This window comes from Arthrobacter sp. AD-310 (genome assembly GCF_054656615.1).
In genome coordinates this window covers 288,613-308,223 of record NZ_BAAHNO010000010.1, presented here as the reverse complement: position 1 = coordinate 308,223, position 19,611 = coordinate 288,613, and the positions used below count along the sequence as shown (strand labels likewise).

General features: G+C 68.3%; 16 protein-coding genes. 6 read left to right on the top strand and 10 right to left on the bottom strand.

What is annotated here, in order from left to right; all coding sequences use genetic code 11:
* Positions 1 to 83 precede the first annotated feature (83 nt).
* The gene (locus tag ACYQ1Z_RS08005) at positions 84 to 953 is read left to right on the top strand and encodes a ThuA domain-containing protein (protein WP_459791959.1); all 870 of its coding nucleotides are present in this window, start codon (positions 84 to 86) and stop codon (positions 951 to 953) included.
* A gap of 24 nt (positions 954 to 977) precedes the next feature.
* On the opposite strand, the gene ACYQ1Z_RS08000 is transcribed toward ACYQ1Z_RS08005, so the two are convergent.
* Complete coding sequence (locus ACYQ1Z_RS08000) at positions 978 to 1,916, bottom strand: carbohydrate kinase family protein (RefSeq protein WP_459791958.1); 939 nt, start codon at positions 1,914 to 1,916, stop codon at positions 978 to 980.
* 76 nt (positions 1,917 to 1,992) lie between these two features.
* Entirely contained in the window at positions 1,993 to 2,802 is an 810-nt protein-coding gene (locus tag ACYQ1Z_RS07995; RefSeq protein ID WP_459792015.1) for an alpha/beta hydrolase family protein, read from the bottom strand.
* 142 nt (positions 2,803 to 2,944) lie between these two features.
* Here ACYQ1Z_RS07995 and ACYQ1Z_RS07990 point away from each other — a divergent pair, with 142 nt between their 5' ends.
* Both ACYQ1Z_RS07990 and ACYQ1Z_RS07985 read left to right on the top strand, forming a co-directional pair.
* On the top strand, positions 2,945 to 3,586 hold the full coding sequence (locus tag ACYQ1Z_RS07990) for a cyclodeaminase/cyclohydrolase family protein (RefSeq protein ID WP_459791957.1): 642 nt from the start codon (positions 2,945 to 2,947) through the stop codon (positions 3,584 to 3,586).
* Between the two features lie 87 nt (positions 3,587 to 3,673).
* Positions 3,674 to 4,597 (top strand): AEC family transporter, encoded by a 924-nt coding sequence (locus tag ACYQ1Z_RS07985; RefSeq protein WP_459791956.1) that lies wholly within the window; start codon positions 3,674 to 3,676, stop codon positions 4,595 to 4,597.
* Here ACYQ1Z_RS07985 and ACYQ1Z_RS07980 read toward each other — a convergent pair.
* From ACYQ1Z_RS07980 to ACYQ1Z_RS07965, 4 genes are all read right to left on the bottom strand, one after another.
* A complete protein-coding gene (locus ACYQ1Z_RS07980) occupies positions 4,542 to 7,136 on the bottom strand; it encodes an AMP-binding protein (RefSeq protein ID WP_459791955.1) in 2,595 nt (864 codons plus the stop codon). The two genes, ACYQ1Z_RS07985 and ACYQ1Z_RS07980, sit on opposite strands and share 56 nt — an antisense overlap.
* A gap of 63 nt (positions 7,137 to 7,199) precedes the next feature.
* Positions 7,200 to 8,354 (bottom strand): ABC transporter ATP-binding protein, encoded by a 1,155-nt coding sequence (locus ACYQ1Z_RS07975; protein WP_459791954.1) that lies wholly within the window; start codon positions 8,352 to 8,354, stop codon positions 7,200 to 7,202.
* Entirely contained in the window at positions 8,351 to 10,042 is a 1,692-nt protein-coding gene (locus ACYQ1Z_RS07970) for an ABC transporter permease (protein ID WP_459791952.1), read from the bottom strand. Before ACYQ1Z_RS07970 ends, ACYQ1Z_RS07975 begins: the two co-directional genes overlap by 4 nt.
* Entirely contained in the window at positions 10,039 to 11,061 is a 1,023-nt protein-coding gene (locus tag ACYQ1Z_RS07965; RefSeq protein ID WP_459791951.1) for an extracellular solute-binding protein, read from the bottom strand. Before ACYQ1Z_RS07965 ends, ACYQ1Z_RS07970 begins: the two co-directional genes overlap by 4 nt.
* A gap of 192 nt (positions 11,062 to 11,253) precedes the next feature.
* On the opposite strand from ACYQ1Z_RS07965, the gene ACYQ1Z_RS07960 reads away from it, so the two are divergent.
* Together ACYQ1Z_RS07960 and ACYQ1Z_RS07955 are read left to right on the top strand one after the other, a co-directional pair.
* Positions 11,254 to 12,360 (top strand): GTP pyrophosphokinase, encoded by a 1,107-nt coding sequence (locus ACYQ1Z_RS07960; protein ID WP_459791950.1) that lies wholly within the window; start codon positions 11,254 to 11,256, stop codon positions 12,358 to 12,360.
* Positions 12,361 to 12,502: 142 nt separating this feature from the next.
* Entirely contained in the window at positions 12,503 to 12,751 is a 249-nt protein-coding gene (locus ACYQ1Z_RS07955) for a hypothetical protein (RefSeq protein WP_459791949.1), read from the top strand.
* 9 nt (positions 12,752 to 12,760) lie between these two features.
* Here ACYQ1Z_RS07955 and ACYQ1Z_RS07950 read toward each other — a convergent pair whose 3' ends face one another.
* Positions 12,761 to 13,591 carry a helix-turn-helix transcriptional regulator gene (locus ACYQ1Z_RS07950; RefSeq protein WP_459791948.1) on the bottom strand — a complete coding sequence of 277 codons (831 nt, stop codon included), beginning with the start codon at positions 13,589 to 13,591 and terminating at the stop codon, positions 12,761 to 12,763.
* A gap of 85 nt (positions 13,592 to 13,676) precedes the next feature.
* Between ACYQ1Z_RS07950 and ilvD the strand changes: the two genes are divergently transcribed.
* Positions 13,677 to 15,536: a dihydroxy-acid dehydratase gene (gene ilvD, locus ACYQ1Z_RS07945; RefSeq protein ID WP_459791947.1), complete on the top strand. Its 1,860-nt coding sequence runs from the start codon at positions 13,677 to 13,679 to the stop codon at positions 15,534 to 15,536.
* Positions 15,537 to 15,630: 94 nt separating this feature from the next.
* Here the strand turns inward: ilvD and ACYQ1Z_RS07940 are convergent, their stop codons facing one another.
* The 3 genes from ACYQ1Z_RS07940 to ACYQ1Z_RS07930 form a co-directional block, all read right to left on the bottom strand.
* Positions 15,631 to 16,482: a pyruvate, water dikinase regulatory protein gene (locus ACYQ1Z_RS07940; protein WP_459791946.1), complete on the bottom strand. Its 852-nt coding sequence runs from the start codon at positions 16,480 to 16,482 to the stop codon at positions 15,631 to 15,633.
* Entirely contained in the window at positions 16,482 to 18,884 is a 2,403-nt protein-coding gene (ppsA, locus tag ACYQ1Z_RS07935) for a phosphoenolpyruvate synthase (RefSeq protein WP_459791944.1), read from the bottom strand. Before ppsA ends, ACYQ1Z_RS07940 begins: the two co-directional genes overlap by 1 nt.
* A 192-nt stretch (positions 18,885 to 19,076) precedes the next feature.
* Positions 19,077 to 19,523 carry a CBU_0592 family membrane protein gene (locus ACYQ1Z_RS07930; protein WP_459791943.1) on the bottom strand — a complete coding sequence of 149 codons (447 nt, stop codon included), beginning with the start codon at positions 19,521 to 19,523 and terminating at the stop codon, positions 19,077 to 19,079.
* Positions 19,524 to 19,611: the final 88 nt, after the last annotated feature.

Sequence of the window (19,611 nt, the reverse complement as noted above, 5' to 3'; positions counted from 1 at the left end):
ATCCAGCCTAACAGCATTATGTTGTTTTCTAACAAAAGTTTGTATGCTTTCTTCAAAACTCTTGGAAGCGAGGCAACGACGCCATGTCCGACATCCTGAACGTCCTGATCCTCTCCGGGCACATGACCCGGGAACACGACAACGAATTCCGCAGCTTCCGGTCGCACAACCAGTGGCTGACCACGGTGCTGGAGGATACCGGCCGGTTCCGGGTCCGCGTGGTGGAGGACCCGCGCGGGCTGGGGGCAGGCGTCATCGACAAGTACGACGTGGTGGTCGTGGTGTTCGAGGGCCGCGACGGGTACCACGAGAAGGCGGTGGGCTTTGGCGCGGAGACCGACGCCGCCCTGCTGAAGTTCGTCCGTGAGGACGGGAAGGGCATGGTCTGGTTCCACGGTTCCGCCGTCCAGGAGGACGACTGGGGCTACCCGGAGGAGTACAACATCATGCGGGGCGCCAAGCTGAGCGTGCCCACGGGACTGCGCCCGCGCCCCTGGGGCGAGGCGTTGCTGCAGACCGCGGAACCGCGGCACCCCATCACCGAAGGGATCAGCGAAACCTGGACGGTCACAGGCGACGACATCCTGACCGGGGTGGAACTGTACGAAGGGGCGGAGGTGCTTCTTTCGGTGTTCGACGACCTGGAGTCATACGAGAAGGCACCCATGTGGCCGATGTCCCACTACCCTGTTGCCATCCCCGCCGAGGGTCCCGCCGGCCTTCCCGGCATCAATACGCTGCAGCCCCTGGCCTGGATCAACAACTACGGCAACGGCCGCAGCTTCACCATCACGATCGGGCACGACATCGATACCTTCCGGCGGATCGAGTTCATCCGGATGTTCCCGCGCGGCGTCGAGTGGGCGGCCACGGGCAAGGTCACGCTGGAAGGGCCGGACCGCCGGGGCGAGCGCCGTTTCCTGCCCTGGCCCTACTACAACGGCGAGGGGTAATGCCCATGAATTGAGGGCGGAGGTTTACTCTGCTCCGCCGCCATTCAGTTCCGCCCTCGACGGCGGGTTGGCACCGGGCCGGGATACCGTGACGGCGGCAGCGCGGGCCGCGTGGGCCAGGATTTCGGCGAGTCCTTCGGCCGGGAGTTCGCGTAGCTCCTTCCGGTTCTGCGCGCCGTCCAGGCCCCGGTCCACCAGTCCGGACAGCAGGGCCGCCATGAACGAGTCGCCGGCGCCCACCGTGTCCGCGACGTCGACGCGCGGCGCCGGGACCTCGGCCTCACCCGCGGCAGTGATGCCCCACGGTCCGGCCGCGCCGCGGGTGACCACCACCATTGCCGGCCCTTCGGAGCCGCCAATCGCCAGCCACTTGCGGGCGGAGTCCAGCACGTCCTGCCCGGGGTAAAGCCATTCGAGGTCCTCGTCGGAGGCCTTCACCACGTCTGCGAGGGAGACAAATTTCTCGGCCTGCCGGCGCGCGTAGTCGACGTCGGTGATGATGCTTGGCCGGCAGTTGGGGTCGAAGCTGATGGTGGCGCGGGGGTGGGCGTATTCGACGGCGGCCAGTACCTCGGTGGCACCCGGCGCCAGCATGGTGGCGATTGATCCGGTGTGCAGCAGGGTGGTGCCCTGGAGCATAAAGGGGAGCCGGTCCGCGATGCCGGGAAGCTGCCAGGCGAGGTCGAACGTGTAGGTCGCGGCGCCGTCGTCGTCAATCAACGCGGTGGCAACGCTGGTAGGCAGCTCGTCCGGGCCCAGCGGCAGCATCACAGAGCTGGCGCGAAGGTGCGCAGCGACCGAATCGCCGTACGCGTCCCTGCCGTAGCGGCCGATGAACTGGACGGGGTGGTCCAGCCGGGCAAGGCCCACCGCGACGTTGAGCGGGCTCCCGCCGACATGCGCTTCGATTCCGGATGCGCGCTGGACAACGTCAACAAGGCCTTCGCCGATCACTGTGAGCATGGTCATACTCTGCCAGAGAAGCGCGGCAGGGCGCAGTTCGTGTCAGCGGCAGTTCGTGTCAGCCCGGCACTTCCTGTCAGCCCAGCAACTCCCGGACCAGTTCCCGGCACGTCACATAAGCCCCGGTGCGGGGGTCGATCAGGGCAAAGTGGTCCCCCGGAACCCGGACCAGGCGGGCGGGCACAGACCCGGACCGGGCCGCCTCCACGTAACTGATGGACGTCGCTGCCGGGACGTCAAGGTCACCCTGGGCGTGCACTGCGTAAACGGGGATGTCCAGCGGGACCGCGGCCATGGGGTCGGCTGTCCGGTACCGGCCGGGAAATTCCGACGGCGGGCCACCCAGCAGGTTGGCCACCGCCCCATCGCTGAGGCCCAGCCTTGCGGCTTCGGCCAGGTTCAGGACGCCGGACTGGCTCACCACCCCGGTGAGCCGCACGCCGTCGTTCTTGTTTGCCAGCGGCGTGTTTGCCAGCGGCGCGCCTTCCACCGGGCCAAGCGGGCCCAGCCTGTCCCGGCCGGCCGCCCAGACGGCCAGATGCCCGCCGGCTGAATGGCCCAGGGCAACCACTTTCGACAGATCAAGCGCATGCGGCCCGGCGAGCGCTGCCAGCTGGTCGATCCCGGCCAGGATGTCGTCGAAGGTGCCCGGCCAGCCCCCGCCGTTGCCTGCGCGCCGGTATTCCAGGTTCCAGGCGGCCATGCCGTTGTCGGCCAGGTCCCGGGCAAGCGGCTCCCCCAGCTCCGCCCCGTACCGGGGACGCCAGTAGCCGCCGTGGATCACCACCACCACACCCCGGTGCCGCGTCCCGGCAGGAAGGTCGGGAAGGAACAGCTCCCCCCACTGGCTGGGGTCGTCCCCGTACTCGTAGCGGTGGCGCTGCATCACACTGGCCCACTTTATCTGCTGCAACCACCGAAGTTACCCCGGCTTTCCAGGGTCAGGGCGGCAAAAACCGGGCCAGACTGTTGAGCACCGGCCGCGCCTCCTTGTTTAGCCGAACGGGTTTGTGGGCACGCTTCCTGACATGGAAGAACCTGTTGTGACCACCCAGCAGTCCACCGTGGAGGACTGGACCAGCGCCCTGGCCGAGTCCACGGGCTCGCCCGGCGGCGGCGCCGGCACGGGCGTTATGCTCGCCGTGGCCGCCTCCCTCACGTCGATGGTGGCCGGCTACAGCGACGGGGATGAGGTCGAAGGGATCCGCACCCGCGCGCAGGACCTGCGGCGCACCGCGCTGAAGCTCGCGGATGAGGATGCGACGGCGTCCCGCGCCTTTGGTGCCGCCTTCCGGCTGGAGAAGGGGCCGGAGCGGGACGAGGCGATCCGCAGCGCGTCGGTGGACGCCGCCAAGGCGTCGGCGGTCCTCGGGGACCGGGCCATCGGTGCCATTGATGACCTGGCCTGGCTGGCTCACAACGGGAACAAGGCGCTGGTTGCCGATGTCGTCGTCGCGTTCGGCGCCCTTCGTGCCGCAGTGGCGGGGGCCCGCACGAATGTCAGTTTCGATCTCGCGTCCCTGCGGTCCGCCGGGTCCACCCTGGAAGAGGTCCGTGGCCAGCATCCCCGGCTGTGGTCCGCAGTGGAAAAGCTCACCGCCGCACTCGACCGGATCGACGGGCTCACGGCCGCGATTGATGACCGCGCCGCGCCCACCGATAGCATCTGACAGGCGGATTCCCCAGGCTGGTCCGCCTGTTCGGACCACCGCCGGTGCTGGGAGCGGTAACCGGCGGACTGACTTGAGGACAATATTGTGGACGGCGTCTTAAAGGGCTTCTTTGTGGTGGGCATCGTGCTGTTCGTCGGCTACATCCTCGGAAAGACGAACGCCCTCGGCCCGCACGGAACCAAAGTGCTGTCCACGCTGACGTTCCTGGTGGGACTTCCCAGCCTCATGTTCTCCATGATCGCCACCCGGCACATCTCGGATGTCCTGAGCACCACCGGCCTGATCTCCGTGGCCACCGCGGCCGCCATGATGGCGACGTTCGCGGTCATAGGCGCGGCGGCCAGGTGGGGCGTGCGGAAAACAACCATCGGCGCCCTGGCCACCGGCATCGTGAACTCCACGAACCTCGGCGTCCCGCTGTCCCAGTACGTGCTGGGCAGCGCCACCTACGTCACGCCCATCATGTTGTTCCAGCTGGCCATCGTCACCCCAATCGCGCTGACCATCCTGGACCTCAGCAACCCCGCTGGGGGGAAGCCCTCCATCGGGCGCATCCTCGCCACCCCCTTCCGCAACCCCGTGACCGTGGCGGCCATCCTCGGGATTGTTGTCAGCGCCGTCGGAATTCAGGTCCCGGAACTGGTCCTGGATCCGCTGAAGCTGATCGCCCAGGTGACCGTCCCGCTGATGCTGATCATCTTCGGCATGTCCCTGCACGGGCTCTCACCCCGCGGGACCAGCAGCGAGGCGGCCCCCACCACGGTGGCGGTCATCCTCAAATCGGCCATCCAGCCGGTCGCGGCCTGGCTGCTCGCCACGTATGTCTTCCACCTGGATGGCTTCAGCACCTTCGTGGTCACCGCGTGCGCGATCCTGCCCACCGGGCAGAACGTAGTGCTCTACGCCGTGCGATACGGCGTGGGGCAAAGCCTTGCGCAGTCGACGGCCGTGGTCACCTCGGCGCTGGCGGTGCCGCTGCTGCTCGGCGCGGCGTGGCTGATGAACTGAGGCAGCCGTGGCGCCGTTTGGCCCAAACGCGGCCCGCCGCACCGGGAATCCACCGGCACAGCGCCCAGTAGCCGACTCCCATCACCAGGGAACCGACCACAGCCAGGACCGGGCTGTACGGCAGCAACACCGGGTACACCAGCCAGTGGGTGAGGTAGATGTACAGGGACGCCGCAGCCAGCCAGCCCGTCACCCGGCGCAGGACGGCCGGCACCGGCAGCGCCGGCAGCCACGCAAGCAGCAGGATGCCGCCGGCCACTGTCATCTCCCGTACGGTGCTGTTGAAGAACCCCGGCAGGGTCAGCAGCGTGATGACGGAAACGGTCACGCGGTGCAGGTGCGTGCGGGACCGGGCAAGGGCCCAGCCGAGCGCAAACAGCCAGAACACCGGCGGCGGCTTAGGCAGGCCCGGGTCCACGATGTCGAACCGGCTCAGCAGGGCAATGGCCACCAGGCCCAGCGCGAAGGCGAACGGGGCGCGCCGCTCCCACCGGTCCACCCAGGGCACGGCCATCAGGGCCGCCATGGCCAGCAGGATGTACACCAGCAGTTCCACGAACCAGAAGTGCCACTGCGTGGTCACCTCGGCAGGCCCCACCATGGCGTTGAGCAGGAAGATGTTCGCCACCGTGTAGTGGTCCGTCAGCAGGTACGCGAGGCCGATGAACGCCACCGAGGGCACCACAATCCGGGCCGCGCCCCGGAGCTGCCGGCGCAGCCGCGGAATCCGCTGTTCAGCCAGCTGGAACCGGGCGAAGTTGTAGCCCGCCACGGCGAAAAGCAGGTGGGCAGTCTGGAACGTGAACAGTTCCACGTGCGTCGCCACAACACAGACAATGGCGGCTGCGCGGACCACGAGGGAGGTCTCCAGGAAGGACAGGAACCGGCGCCGCGGCGGCTTCCGGAGGGACTCGAGCTCCTGCACGGACAGCAGGTGCCAGTTGGCTGGAAGCTGCCCCAGCACGCGTTCAAGCCGCACCGACACCGCCACGTAGGAGAGCGAGTCGCCGTCGAGGGAGACGAACGTGTCCCCGTCGCGCACCGCCGGGCACTCCAGCGCCTCCATGAAGATGCGCCGGATGTCGCCGGCCCCTTCCGGGCCCGCATCGCCCCCGGTCCCGGCAACAGGGGCGCCCGGTGCAGGGGATTCCGGCGTGGCGGCATCTGGACCGAGGTTCCGGACCGCCGGGTAGTCCACCTTGCCGCTGGCCAGGCGCGGCAGCGCCTCCACCGGATGGACCACGACGGCGGCGCGGGGCAGCCCCACGCTGCCGGCCAGGACTTTGGCGAGCATGCCGCCGTCGTGGCCGCCTTCCACGGCAACCACCAGGCCGTCGTCGGAACCCGCCGCGGCGGCAACGATTCCCATGTCCGCGAAGATGCGCTCCACCTGGCCCAGGTCAACGCGCAGGCCCACGATCTTCACAAAGCGGCTGCGCCGGCCCACCACCTCGTAGAGGCCGTTTGGATGCTGCCGTGCGAGGTCGCCGGTGCGGAGCTCGTGGACCTCCCGGCCCAGGGCCAGGTCCGCGGGGTGCTCGGCGTAGCCCAGCATGACATTGGGGCCGCTGTAGACCAGTTCCCCGTCCTCGAGGTCCTCCACGGGCTCGATCCGGAAGGCGCCGCCCGGGACCGGGACCCCTATCGTGCCTGGGTGGTCGGCTGCCAGGTCCGGCGGCAGGTAGGCCATCCGGGCGGTGGCCTCCGTTGCCCCGTACATGACAAAAAGGTCCCAGCCGCGCCGCTGCCCGGTCTCGGCCCAGGCGCACACCTTTTCGGGGGCCAGCCGGCCGCCGGCCTGGGTGACATAGCGCAGCTGCGGCAAGTCCCACTCCGCGAAGCCCACCCGCTCCAGCAGGTCGAAGGTGTAGGGCACGGCCGCGAAGGAGGTGGCGCCCTTGCTGCGGAACAGGTCCCAGAAGCAGGGGTCAACCACCGAGAGGTCCGTCAGCACGAGTCCCGCCCCGCGGGCCAGGTGGCTGTTGACCACGGACAGGCCGTAGCAGTAGTGCAGCGGCAGCGTGGTGGCGGCCCGGTCCTCGGGGCCGATGTGCAGGTACTCCGCGATCGCCTCGGCGTTCGCGTCGAGGTTCGTGTGCGAGAGCCGCACGAGCTTTGGTGAGCCGGTGGACCCCGAAGTGCTAAGCAGCAGGGCGAGCTCCGGGTGCAGCGTGTGCCGGGAGCCAGCCCGCCGTTCCTGGAGCATCGGGACGCCCCGGCCGTCGCCCGGCCAGAGGAGGGCGTCGGGATCGTAGGCGTCCACGAGCGAGGCCAGGGCTTCGGGCTTGTCCGCGGGGGCAAGCAGCAGCGGGTGGCCGGCGGTGAGGGCGGCGAGGTAGCCCACGAGGGAGTCGAGGCAGTTGCCGGCGGCCAGCACCACCAGCCGGCGCCCGGTTCCCAGCCGGGCTGCGGCGTGGTCCACCAGGGACGCGAGCTCGCGGTAGGAGATGGTGCCGTCCGCGGTGAGGACTGCCGGCCGGTCGCCATGGCGGGCGAGATCGGTGAAAGCGACCCGGGCGAGATCCGGCTGGGCGGTCACGGGGCGACCCGGGCGGGAGATGCGGACATGGGGCTGGCCTAACTGGGGGGCTGGAGGGATGCGCTACTTGGCGTGCAGCGGCTGGCGCGGCTGCAGGGAGCTGCCGGGCGGCGGCGAGGTGATGGCGTGGTCGCCCATCAGCAGCGTGGGGGTGGTTCCGGCTGCGACGGTCACGGCCACGGCCGTGCCCACAGGATGCCGCACGGAGTGCGGCTGCCAGGAACGTACGGTGCGTCCCGAGGCGAGCTTGACGTAGTGGAGCACGAAGGCGCCGTGGTATTCGACGGCGGACACCCGCGCCGGGGAGTCCGGATCCGGGGTGAGCGCCACCTCGTGGGGCCGCAGCACCACGTCCACGTCGGCTTCGCTGTTGGCCCAGCCCGGGACGGTGGACACGACGCCGATCTCACAGGTCAGCAGGGCGCGGTGCACGTGGGCGGGCAGGAAGTCGGCGTCGCCCATGAAGGAGGCCACGAACCGGGTGGCGGGCTGCTCGAAGACCTTTTCCGGGGTGTCCGCCTGCTCGATGACGCCGCCGCGCATCACCACCACGCGGGTGCCGACGGACAGGGCTTCGGTCTGGTCGTGGGTGACCAGTACGCCCGTGGTCCCGGCCTCCTTGAGCGTTGCCACGGTGTCGCGGCGGACCTGGGCGCGGAGGGATTCGTCCAGGCTGGAGAAGGGTTCGTCAAGGAGGACGACGGCGGGGCGGGGCGCCAGGGCGCGTGCCAGGGCAACGCGCTGCTGCTCGCCGCCGGAGAGCTCGTGCGGGAACCGCGCGGCGAGGTGCCCGAGCCGGACCAGGTCCAGGACTTCCCCGGTCCTGGCGCGGCGTTCGGCGCGGCTGAGCCGGTCCAGGCCGAATTCAACGTTCTGCGCCACGGTCATGTGCGGGAAAAGTGCGTAGTCCTGGAACACCAGGCCCACCCGGCGGCGCTCCGGTTCCACGAAACGGCGCTTGTCCGCCACCACTTCCCCGGCCACCCGGATGGTGCCCCTGTCCGGCCGTTCCAAGCCTGCGGCAAGGCGCAGCGTGGTGGATTTGCCGCAGCCGGACGGACCGATCACGGTGACCAGTTCGCCCGCCGGGATCGAAAAGTCCAGGGCGTTCGCGCCCACCACCGAACCGTAGTGTTTGCTGACGCCTTCGAACACCAGGGAAGCGGGCGGGTTTTCGGTGGCGGCGGGACGCTGCATCTTTCCCACACGGATGGTCATGCTGGGGCCTTTCCAGGGTTTTCAGCGCGGCGGGCGTGGCGGACGAGGACGAGGACCGGAAGGATGGCCGCAGCGACGATCACCAGGGCCGGCAGGGAGGCCTTTTCCCAGAAGTTTTCCCGCGCCAGTTCATAGACCCAGATGGACGCCGTGGTGAAGCCGAAGGGCCGCAGCAGCAGGACGATGGGCAGTTCCTTGACCGCGTCGATGGCCACCAGCATCAGGGCCACGGCGATGCCGGACCTGGCCAGGGGAACGTGTACCCGGGCAAGGATCCGCCGCGGGGCGGCGCCGAGGCTGAGGGCGGAGAAGGTGATGGTGGACGGGATCTTCGCGAAGCTGGCGTCCACGGCCTGGTAGGCGGGGGCAAGGAAGCGGATTACGTAGGCGTAGAGGATGCCCAGGACCGAGCCGGTGATGAGCAGCCCCGTACCGCCGCGGACACCGGCGGCTTCGAGGGCGTTGTCCAAGGCGGCGAAGGAGATGAGCACGCCGATGCCGACAACCGCGCCGGGAACTGCGTAGCCGAACGTGGTCACCTGGGCGGCCCCGGCCACGAACCTGCCGCCGCTGAGCCGCACGCCGTGGGCCACGGCGACGGAGATGACGACGCACGCCGCTGCGGTGACGGCGGCGACCAGGAGCGTGTTCAGGATGTACTGGCCGAAGCGGGGATCGGAGAGGAAGCCTGGGTTTTTGGCGGCACCGCCGATCGCCCAGCCCAGCAGCTGGAGCACGGGGATGAGGAAGCCAGTGCTGACGGCCGCGGTGCAGACCGCGGTGGCCGCCCAGCCGCGCCCGCCGTCGAGCCGCTGCGGCTGCAGGCCCTGCCCGCGTCCGCCCTGCCGGTGGTACCGCGCCCGGCCGCGCAGGGCACGCTCACCGGCGAGCACGGCGACGGCGAACAGCAGCACCAGGACGGCGAGCTGGGTGGCTGCATGGAAGTTGAAGGTGCCTTTCCAGACCAGGTAGACGCCGACGGAGACGGTCTGGACGTTGAAGTACTGGACGGTGGCGAAATCGGTGAGCGTCTCCATCATCACCAGGGACATGCCGGCGGCCAGTGAGGGCCGTGCCAGCGGCAGCAGGACACGGCGCAGCGCGCGGCCGCGGCCGGCGCCCAGTGTGCGGGCGGCGTCGTAGGTGCCTGCTGAGTGCTCCATCAGCGCCGTGCGTGCCAGGAGGTAGACGTACGGGTAGAGGGAGAGCGTCATGACCAGGACAGCGCCGGGCAGCGAGCGCACTTCCGGGACCCACACGCCGGCGCCGAAAAGTCCACGCAGGGCGGACTGGACGGGGCCGGAGACGTCGAAGACGGAGAGGAAGACGAAGCCCAGGATGTAGGCGGGCACGGCCAGGGGCAGGACCAGCAGCCAGACGAAGACGTTGCGCAGCGGGAAGCGGTAGGCCGTGACCAGCCAGGCAAGGCCGCCGCCCACCAGGAGCGAGCCGGCGGCGACGCTGAGCATCAGGACCAGGGTGGTGACCACCATGTTGCCGAGGTCCCGCGGCGGTGCGGTGCTGCCCAGGCTGCCGAGGCCGTCGAGGATCACGGCGATCACCGGGGTGGCCACCACCGCCGCCACCACGACGACGAGGGCGGACCACGCCGGGCGCCCGGTACCGGCCGACCGGTACGGACGGCGCTTCGGCGTCCCCGCTTCAGCGAGGACAGCCGTTTCGGTCACTTGTATCCGGCCTCGGCGAGCAGGTCGACGGCCTCGGCGTTGAGGTCGCCGTAGGCTTCGGCGTTCAGCGGCATGCGCTTGAAGTCACCGAAGCCGGCGATGATGGGCTCGGGCTGGGCCGCCGGGTTGACCGGGAACTCGTGGTTGGCGTCCACGAAGGCGTTTTGGCCCTTCGTGGCGAGCCACTCGATGAGCTTCTGGGCGTCCCCGGCGTTGTCCGAGCCTGCCACGACGCCGGCGCCGGAAATGTTGACGTGCGTGCCGGCGCCCTGCTGGCTGGCCCAGAACAGCTTGACCTTGAGGTCCGGCTTCTCCTCGAGGGTACGGGCCAGGTAGTAGTGGTTGTTGATGCCCACGTCGCAGGTGCCGGCGTCGATGGCCTCAAGCAGCAGGACGTCGTTGCTCATGATCTGGACGTCGTTGGCCACCCAGCCCTTGGCGATTTCCAGGGCCTTCTCGCGGCCGTGCAGGTCGATAAGGCTGGCCACGAGGGACTGGGTGTAGGCGGAAGTGGCGTCCCGCATGCACAGGCGGCCCTTCCACTTGGGGTCGGCCAGGCCGCCGTAGGTGTCCGCCGCGTCGAACTCGGCGGGGTCGACGTTGCCGGGGTTGTAGGTGACGGTGCGGGCCCGCATGGCCAGGCCGTACCAGCGGCCCTGGGCGTCGCGGAGGTCCTCGGGGACGGCTTCGTTGAGGGTGGCGGAGTCGACGGCGGCAAGTTCATCCTGGCGCGCGGCGTTCCACAGGTTGCCGGCGTCCACGGTCATGAACACGTCTGCCGGGGAGTCTTCCCCTTCGGCCTTGAGGCGCTCGAGGAGTTCGGCGTCGTCGCCGGAGATGAATTCCACGGAGATGCCGGTTTCCTCGGTGAACTGTCCGAATGCGCCCTCGAGATCGTAGTGGCGGGCCGAGTAGATCTGGAGGTCGGCCGGCTGACCGCCGATGATGCCGCAACCGGTGAGTGCGGCCGTTACGGCTGCGAGGCTGGCGGTGGCGGCGATCAGGCGTCGAATGGGCACGGGTGGAGCTCTTCTCACAAGGGGCGGGGATGACCGCACGTCGAATTTGGCAAGGTAAGGCTATCTTAATTCGGCGTGTCGGCTTGAACTGTTAACGGGAGTGACCCCTCCAGCCGCCCGCCGCCGTCGTACTTTTCCCGGGTCCGGCGCCTGCCCGGGTGCGGTGTCGGACCCCCGCCGTAAGCTGGGAGCATGCCGACAAACTGGGAGAGCCTGGACGCACCGCTGCGCGAATCGGTGCAGCACAACGTGGAGATCTACGAGCGCGTCCGGCCTGCCCTGAAGCTGGTGACCAAGGATGTGCTGCTGCTGATGCGGGACATGCTGAAGGACACCGAGGTCACGCCGCTGTTCGTCACCGGGCGGACCAAGACGGTGGAGTCGTTCAAGGAGAAGATCTCCCGGACCGAGGATCCGCTGGAGCCCGGCGGCCCGAGGGTACTGAAGTTCCCGGACCCGTTCCGCACCCTCAATGACATGGTGGGCATCCGCGTCATCACCAAGCTGCCGGCCGAGAACGCGGTGGTGGCCAACCTGATCAAGCGGCAGCGCCAGCTGTTCGACTGCCGTGGGGACCGGGAGAAGGACATTGGCTCCATCGAGTCCGGCACCTACGGCTATTCCAGCCGGCACCTGATCCTGCGGACCATCCAGAACGAGGCCGTCAAGGAGTACCAGCAGGTCTTCAACCCTGACCTCGCGCCCAACGGCAGCTACTTCTTCGAGTGCCAGATCCGCACGATCTTCGCGCACGCCTGGAGCGAGATCGAGCACGATATCCGGTTCAAGGCCGAGGACCCGCGGGCCTGGACCCCGCATTTCGACCGCCAGTTCACGGCGACGGCGGCCATGCTGGAGACGGTTGAGACGGCGTTCGCGGACCTGCATGAACGTTACGAGGAAGTCCGCAGCTTCTGGGACATGGACGGCGAAGGGGCCGCGCCGCTGACGCCCAACCGCGTCCGGGATGTTTGGCGCACCCTGCTCCCGCACGTGGACCGCAAGGTGGACGACGACTGGGGCTGGGCCGCCGAACTCCTCGCCGCGCACGGGCTGAACCAGACCATGCAGCTGGCCGGGCTGCTCAGCGCCAACCGGATCACCGAGGTCCGCAAGGCCCTGGACCACCGCTACTCCCCCGGACCGGACAGGCTCCTCGATGACCTGCTGCTGTGGCAGTACGGCACCAAGCACATCGACCTCACCGCGGAAGAGCCCGACGCCGTCCCGCATCCGCGGCGCGACAGCCTGATGCGGCGGCTGCGGCAGATCGAGCGGTACCGGATGACGAAGAAGTAGGCCCTGTACAGGGACATGCGCCCTGTTGGCCGTCCGGCTCGCGACACGCTGCCAAATGATCACCTCACGGACATCCCGCGGCCACCCTGGGGCGGGAAACTGGGAGGCATGGGAACCTTCGCGAAGAAGCTGGGGCCACACGATGACCAGCGATGAGTGGGCGGCCGGCCCCTGCCGGGCGCTCGAACCGGGCGACGCCATCGACGTTTTCTACAAGGGCAGCCTCGTCCACCGGGGAACGGTGCTGGGCGCTGCTCCCGGCGGGGGACCCGTCTGGATGCTGGACACCCTGACCGGTGACCGACGCGTCCTGAACCTGACTGAACTCGAGATCGTCCGCCTTGCACCCCGGTACCGGGAGGTCCGGGTCGGCGGAGCCTCCAGGTGGTGAAGAGCTGCCCTAAGCGGCCATGAGGGACTGCACCTGTGCAGCCGCATCGCTGCCCGGGGCAGGAGTGTAGACAACAAGGTGCAGGTCGGGCCGGTCCGAGGGCGACAGCTGGTGGTGCTCCAGCTGCAGGACACCGACGGCGGGGTGGTGGAAGAGCCGCTCACGTGATTCGAAGCCCAGGATGTCGTACCGGTCCCAGCCTTCCCGGAATTCAGGGCTGGCTTCCTTAAGCCGTTCCACGAGGTTCCTGACGTCCACATCCCCCAGCCGCTGCCCGGTTTCGGCGCGGAACTCGGCCAGGAACCTTTTGCTCGTCAGGTCCCAGTCGGGCAGCAGGTCCCGGACGTAGGGGTCGGTGAAGACCAGCCAGAGAAGGTTGCGGTCCGTAGCCGCCACCTTGGCGATGTTTGGATAGAGCGCGGCGTAGGCCGTGTTCCAGCCCGCGACGCCCCAGTCCGGGAACAGGGCGAACGACGGGTTGGGGTCCAGGGCGTCCAGCAGGCGCTGGATGTGCGCCGGTGCGGTGGCGGCCTCGGCATTGGCGGGCGCGGCTGCTGCATAGCCGCCCAGCGACAGGACGTAGCCCAGCCCGGTGTCCGAAAGATGCAGTGCCCGGCTCACGGCTTCCAGGACCTGGCGGGACGGACTGATATCCCGGCCCTGCTCAAGCCAGGTGTACCAGGTGACACTAACCCCGGACAGGAACGCGACCTCCTCGCGGCGCAGTCCCCGTTCCCGGGTGCGGGCGATGGGCGGCAAGCCATAGTCGGCACGCACGGCCTGGTCCCTGCGCGCCCGAAGAAAAAGGCCCAATTCCTTGCGGCGTCCTGAATCCTGCACCGGAAAATACTATTACTCTGGTACTCCCACTACTAGTAGCAGCGCCGTCTTCCGCCGCAGGCAAGCACCCAGTTGGATGGTATTCATGCCTGCACTACGCTCTAAAACAGTCACCCACGGCCGCAACATGGCCGGCGCCCGCGCACTGCTGCGCGCCTCCGGCGTCGCGAACTCGGACATCGGAAAGCCGATCATCGCCGTCGCCAACTCCTTCACCGAGTTCGTCCCCGGCCACACCCACCTCGCCCCCGTGGGCCGGATCGTCTCCGACGCGATCCTTGCTGCAGGCGCCGTGCCGCGCGAATTCAACACCATCGCCGTCGACGACGGCATCGCCATGGGCCACTCCGGCATGCTCTATTCGCTGCCGTCGCGCGACCTGATCGCCGACTCGGTGGAGTACATGGTCAACGCCCACTGCGCCGACGCCCTGGTCTGCATCTCCAACTGCGACAAGATCACCCCCGGCATGCTGATGGCCGCGCTCCGCCTGAACATCCCGGTCGTGTTCGTTTCCGGCGGCCCCATGGAGGCCGGCCGCGTAACCCTCACCGACGGTTCCGTCCGCTCCCTGGACCTGGTGAACGCCATCGCCGACGCCGTGGACGAATCCATCTCCGATGAAGACATCAACCTCATCGAAGAGAACGCCTGCCCCACCTGCGGTTCCTGCTCCGGCATGTTCACCGCAAACTCGATGAACTGCCTCACCGAAGCCATCGGCCTGTCCCTGCCGGGCAACGGCTCCGTGCTGGCGACCCACACCGCGCGCAAGGCGCTGTACGAGAAGGCCGGCGCCACCGTCGTCGAGCTCGTCAAGCGCTATTACGACGGCGACGACGAGTCCGTGCTGCCCCGCTCCATCGCCACGGCCAAGGCCTTCGACAACGCCATGGCCCTGGACATCTCCATGGGCGGCTCCACGAACACCATCCTGCACCTGCTGGCCGCGGCCCAGGAGGCCGGCGTGGACTACGGCCTGGCCGAGATGGACGCCAAGTCCCGCCAGGTGCCGTGCCTGGCCAAGGTGGCCCCGAACGTCGCCAAGGACAAGACCTACTACATGGAGGACGTACACCGCGCCGGCGGCATCCCCGCCCTGCTGGGCGAGCTGAACCGCGGCGGCCTCCTGCACAAGGACGTCCACTCGGTGCACTCCGCCGACCTGGACGGCTGGCTGGACGACTGGGACATCCGCGGCGGCAAGGCCACCGAAGAAGCGAAGGCCCTGTGGCACGCCGCCCCGGGCGGCGTCCGGTCCTCCACCGCGTTCTCCCAGTCGAATGAGTGGACCTCCCTGGACACCGACGCCGAGGGCGGCTGCATCCGCTCCGTGGAGCACGCCTACTCCAAGGACGGCGGCCTGGCCGTCCTCCGCGGCAACGTGGCCGTCGACGGCGCCGTGGTGAAGACCGCCGGCGTGGACGAGTCCATCTGGACGTTCTCGGGTCCCGCCGTGGTGTGCGAGTCCCAGGACGAGGCCGTGGAGAAAATCCTGAACAAGACCGTCAAGGAGGGCGACGTGGTGGTCATCCGCTACGAGGGCCCCAAGGGCGGTCCGGGCATGCAGGAAATGCTGTACCCGACGTCGTTCCTCAAGGGCCGCGGCCTGGGCAAGAAGTGCGCCCTCATCACGGACGGCCGCTTCTCCGGCGGCACCTCCGGCCTGTCGATCGGGCACATCTCCCCCGAGGCTGCCTCCGGCGGCACCATCGCCCTGGTGGAGGACGGCGACATCATCAGCATCAACATCAGCGAACGCTCGATGCAGCTGGAGGTCTCCGACGAGCTCCTGGCCGAACGCCGCGAGAAGCTGCTGGTCAACGGCGGCTACAGGCCCAAGGACCGGGAACGGCAGGTGTCCGCCGCGCTGCGCGCTTACGCCGCCATGGCCACCTCAGCGGACAAGGGCGCCGTCCGCGACGTCTCCCTGCTGGAGTACTAAGGGCGGCAAAAGAGCGACGGCGGCACCCTGCCCTTGAAACCAAGGGCCGCGTGCCGCCGTCGTAGTCTTGCGTGGGCTGCTGGGGTGCGCGCAGTCAGTGGTGCAGGTTCATCCGCTGCAGGACGGTGGCTGAAATCTCCTCGACCGACATGGACGCCGAGTTCACGAACGGTACGTTGTTGGCCCGGTACATGTCCTCGGCGTTGCGCAGCTCGAAAGTGCACTGCGTCAGGGACGCGTAATCACTGCCGGGCCGGCGCTCCTGGCGGATCTGGCTCAGCCTGACGGGCTGCGAGGTCAGCCCGAAGCACTTGTGCGCGAACGGCAGCAACGGCTTGGGCAGGGACAGGGTCGCGAAGTCCTCCTCCACCAGCGGGAAGTTGGCAGCGAGAATGCCGTGCTGCAGCGCCAGGTACATGGTGGTGGGGGTTTTCCCGCAGCGTGACGGGGCGATCAGGATCAGTTCGGCGCGTTCCAGCGCACGCAGCGACTGGCCGTCGTCGTGCTCGATCGCGTACTCGACCGCGGCCATCCGCGACTGGTAGCGGACCGCGTCGCCCACGCCGTGGGCCTGCCCGGGCTGTCCGCTGGCGGAGGCGTGCAGGGCCTGTTCCAGCTGGCCGATGTGCGCACCGAACAGGTCGAAGAAGTGCCCGCGGCTGCGGGCGAGGACGGCACGGATGTCCTGCCCGACCGCCGTCGAAAAGACGATTGGCCGCGGCCCGGTGTCGGCGAGCTGGTTGATGACGCCAACTACCTCGTGCGCCTGCTCCACGCTGGTGATGAACGGGATGGTCCGGCGTTCCAGGGGCTGCCCGGGGAATTGGGTCAGCAAGGTATTGCCAAGTGTTTCGGCGGTGATGCCGGTGCTGTCGGAAAGGAAGAACACCGTGGGGGCGGACGGGTTGCCCGCCCCCACAGTGCCTGCCGGGTGCTGGTCCGCCATTAGACCTTTGTGCGGTCGCCGGACTTGGCCAGCCGCAGCCAGGTTTCGGTGACGGCATCGGGGTTCAGCGAGATGGAGCTGATGCCCTGCTTCAGGAGCCATTCGGCGAAGTCCGGGTGGTCGCTGGGGCCCTGGCCGCAGATCCCGACGTACTTGCCGTTGGCCCGGCAGGCGCCGATGGCGAGCTCGAGGAGCCTGGTGACGGCGGGGTTCCGCTCGTCGAAGCCTTCGGCCACCAGCGCCGAGTCGCGGTCCAGGCCCAGGGTGAGCTGGGTCAGGTCGTTGGAGCCGATGGAGAAGCCGTCGAAGTAGCCGAGGAACTCGTCGGCAAGCAGGGCGTTGGCCGGAAGCTCGCACATCATCACGATCTCCAGCCCGTCCTCGCCGCGGGTCAGCCCGTTGGCGGCGAGCAGCTCGGTGACGCCGCGGGCCTCGTCCAGGGTGCGGACGAAGGGAACCATGAGCTTGATGTTGGTCAGGCCCATTTCGTTGCGCACGTACTTGAGGGCTTCGCACTCCAGCTCGAACGCCTGGCGGAAGGATTCCGAGAGGTAGCGGGACGCGCCGCGGTACCCGATCATCGGGTTCTCCTCGGACGGCTCGAACGCCGGCCCGCCCACCAGGTTGGCGTACTCGTTGGACTTGAAGTCCGAGAGCCGGATGATGACCGGCTCCGGGGCGAAGGCGGCAGCGATGGTCGAGATGCCCTCGGCCAGGCGCTTGACGTAGAAGTCCCGCGGCCCGTCGTAGGCGGCGGTCAGGTCACGGATCTGGCGCACGGTGTAGTCCGAGAGGGAAGCCGGGCGTTCGATCTCCCCGGCCACGGCCAGCAGGGCGTTGGGGTGGATGCCGATCTGGCGGTTGATGATGAACTCCAGGCGGGCCAGGCCCACACCGTGGTTGGGGAGCCGGGCGAAGCTGAAGGCCTGCTCGGGGGTGCCCACGTTCATCATGATCTTGACCGGCGCCGGCGGCATGGTCTCGAGGCTCGTCTCGTGCAGGGTGTACTCCAGCAGCCCCTCGTACACGAAGCCGGCTTCACCTTCGGCGCAAGACACGGTGACCGGGATGCCGTCCTTGAGCACCCTGGAGGCGTTGCCGGTGCCGACGACGGCGGGGATCCCGAGTTCGCGGGCGATGATCGCGGCGTGGCAGGTGCGTCCGCCGCGGTCCGTGACGATCGCTGCTGCCTTCTTCATGATCGGTTCCCAGTCCGGGTCGGTCATGTTCGCCACCAGCACGTCACCCTCCTGGAAGGAGGCCATCTGATCGATGGAGGTGAGCACGCGCACCTGGCCGGCGCCGATCCGCTGGCCGATGGCCCGGCCCTCGGCCAGGACAGAGGAACGCTCGGTGAGGGTGTAGCGGGAGACGGTGCCGGAGGCCTTCCGGGACTCGACGGTTTCCGGGCGGGCCTGGAGGATGTAGAGCTCCCCGTCCACGCCGTCCTTGCCCCATTCGATGTCCATCGGGCGGCCGTAGTGCGCTTCGATGGCCAGGGCGTGGCGGGCGAGCTGCTCGACCTCGGCGTCGGTCAGGCTGAAACGGCGGCGCAGGTCCGCCGGCACGGGGACGAAGTCCACGGTCTTGCCGACTTCCTCGGACTCCGTGTACTTCATCTGCACGGCCTTTTCACCGAGTCCGCGCTTGAGGACTGCCGGCCGGCCGGCTGCCAGGGCGGGCTTGTGCACGTAGAACTCGTCCGGGTTGACGGCGCCCTGGACCACGGCCTCGCCGAGGCCGTAGGACGAGGTGATGAAGACGGCGTCGTTGAAGCCGGTCTCGGTGTCCATCGTGAACATTACGCCGGAAGCGCCGACGTCGGAACGGACCATGCGCTGCACGCCCGCGGACAGTGCCACTTCCGAGTGGGTGAAGCCGTGGTGGACGCGGTAGGCGATGGCCCGGTCGTTGTAGAGCGACGCGAAGACGTCCTTGATGGCGAGCAGGATGTTGTCGATGCCGCGGATGTTCAGGAAGGTTTCCTGCTGTCCGGCGAAGGAGGCGTCGGGCAGGTCCTCGGCGGTGGCGCTGGAGCGCACGGCCCAGGACACGTCGCCGTCGTGCTCGTCCGTGAGGCGGGTGTACGCAGAGCGGATTGCCTCCTCGAACCCGGCCGGGAAGGGGGTCTCGCGGATCAGGTCGCGGATCTGCTTTCCCGCGGAGGCCAGGGCGGCCACGTCGCCGCTGTCCAGGCCTTCGAGGATTTTTTCGATCTGCGCGTCGAGGCCGGATTCGCCAAGGAACCTTCTGTAGGCGTCGGCCGTCGTAGCGAAACCGCCCGGCACTTTCACCCCTGCCGAGGCAAGGTTGCGGACCATTTCTCCGAGCGAGGCGTTCTTGCCGCCGACCTGGTCGAGGTCGGACAGGCCGAGGTCAGAAAACCAGAGAACGTCAGTCATGGGTGGTGTCCCTCCATTGGGCACGCGCTGACAAGCGCTGAGTAAAAGATGTGATGCAAGGTTTGTCAGGAGTGCGCCGAAGAAGCAAATGCTTGTGACCCATGCAACACCCCCGGGAAGTAACGAAGAGTCACACCCAAACAAAACGGGCCGGCATCCCGAAGGAATGCCGGCCCGTTGCGGTAAGGGGCCCTAGACGGCCAGCCGCTGCTTCTCTGCCAAGACAGGTGCCGAACAGGCCGCGGGGGCCATGGCGGCAACGGCGGGTGCCGGGGCGGCGGCGGGCCGGGGAGCGACCACGGGGATGGAGCCGGTCAGCACCTCGACAACAGCCATCTGCCCGGTGGTGTCCGGGACACCGGGGTACTGCACCTGCGGCTCTTCAACAGGAGCAGCCGCCGGCTGTGTCGCGCGCATCCGCACCAGGGCGATTGCGGAAATCAGGAACCAGGCCACGTTCGTCACCACGGAAGGCCAGGCACCGTGGACCGAGCCGTTGATAATGAAGGCAACGGAGCCGAACAGGTTCGCTGTCTGGAAGCTCTTGCCTGCCTTCATCCAACCCATGGAAACTGACAGATATGCACTGAGAATCGCAACCGCCCCTGCCCAGCCGGCGATTTCCCACAGCAGTTCCATGGCTTCCTTTCAAGGTGGTACCCGCGCACAACAATTGGGCAGGGGTAATGATGGTGAATAAGTGTTTGTTTTGCCTGACGCTGCGTTT

What these genes read in the sequence shown, in the direction of transcription:
- ACYQ1Z_RS08005 (WP_459791959.1), top strand. Translation starts at nt 84, where the DNA reads ATGTCCGACATCCTGAACGTCCTGATCCTCTCCGGGCACATGACCCGG.
- ACYQ1Z_RS08000 (WP_459791958.1), bottom strand. Translation starts at nt 1,916, where the DNA reads ATGCTCACAGTGATCGGCGAAGGCCTTGTTGACGTTGTCCAGCGCGCA.
- ACYQ1Z_RS07995 (WP_459792015.1), bottom strand. Translation starts at nt 2,802, where the DNA reads ATGCAGCGCCACCGCTACGAGTACGGGGACGACCCCAGCCAGTGGGGG.
- ACYQ1Z_RS07990 (WP_459791957.1), top strand. Translation starts at nt 2,945, where the DNA reads ATGGAAGAACCTGTTGTGACCACCCAGCAGTCCACCGTGGAGGACTGG.
- ACYQ1Z_RS07975 (WP_459791954.1), bottom strand. Translation starts at nt 8,354, where the DNA reads ATGACCATCCGTGTGGGAAAGATGCAGCGTCCCGCCGCCACCGAAAAC.
- ACYQ1Z_RS07960 (WP_459791950.1), top strand. Translation starts at nt 11,254, where the DNA reads ATGCCGACAAACTGGGAGAGCCTGGACGCACCGCTGCGCGAATCGGTG.
- ACYQ1Z_RS07955 (WP_459791949.1), top strand. Translation starts at nt 12,503, where the DNA reads ATGACCAGCGATGAGTGGGCGGCCGGCCCCTGCCGGGCGCTCGAACCG.
- ilvD (WP_459791947.1), top strand. Translation starts at nt 13,677, where the DNA reads ATGCCTGCACTACGCTCTAAAACAGTCACCCACGGCCGCAACATGGCC.
- ACYQ1Z_RS07940 (WP_459791946.1), bottom strand. Translation starts at nt 16,482, where the DNA reads ATGGCGGACCAGCACCCGGCAGGCACTGTGGGGGCGGGCAACCCGTCC.
- ppsA (WP_459791944.1), bottom strand. Translation starts at nt 18,884, where the DNA reads ATGACTGACGTTCTCTGGTTTTCTGACCTCGGCCTGTCCGACCTCGAC.
- ACYQ1Z_RS07930 (WP_459791943.1), bottom strand. Translation starts at nt 19,523, where the DNA reads ATGGAACTGCTGTGGGAAATCGCCGGCTGGGCAGGGGCGGTTGCGATT.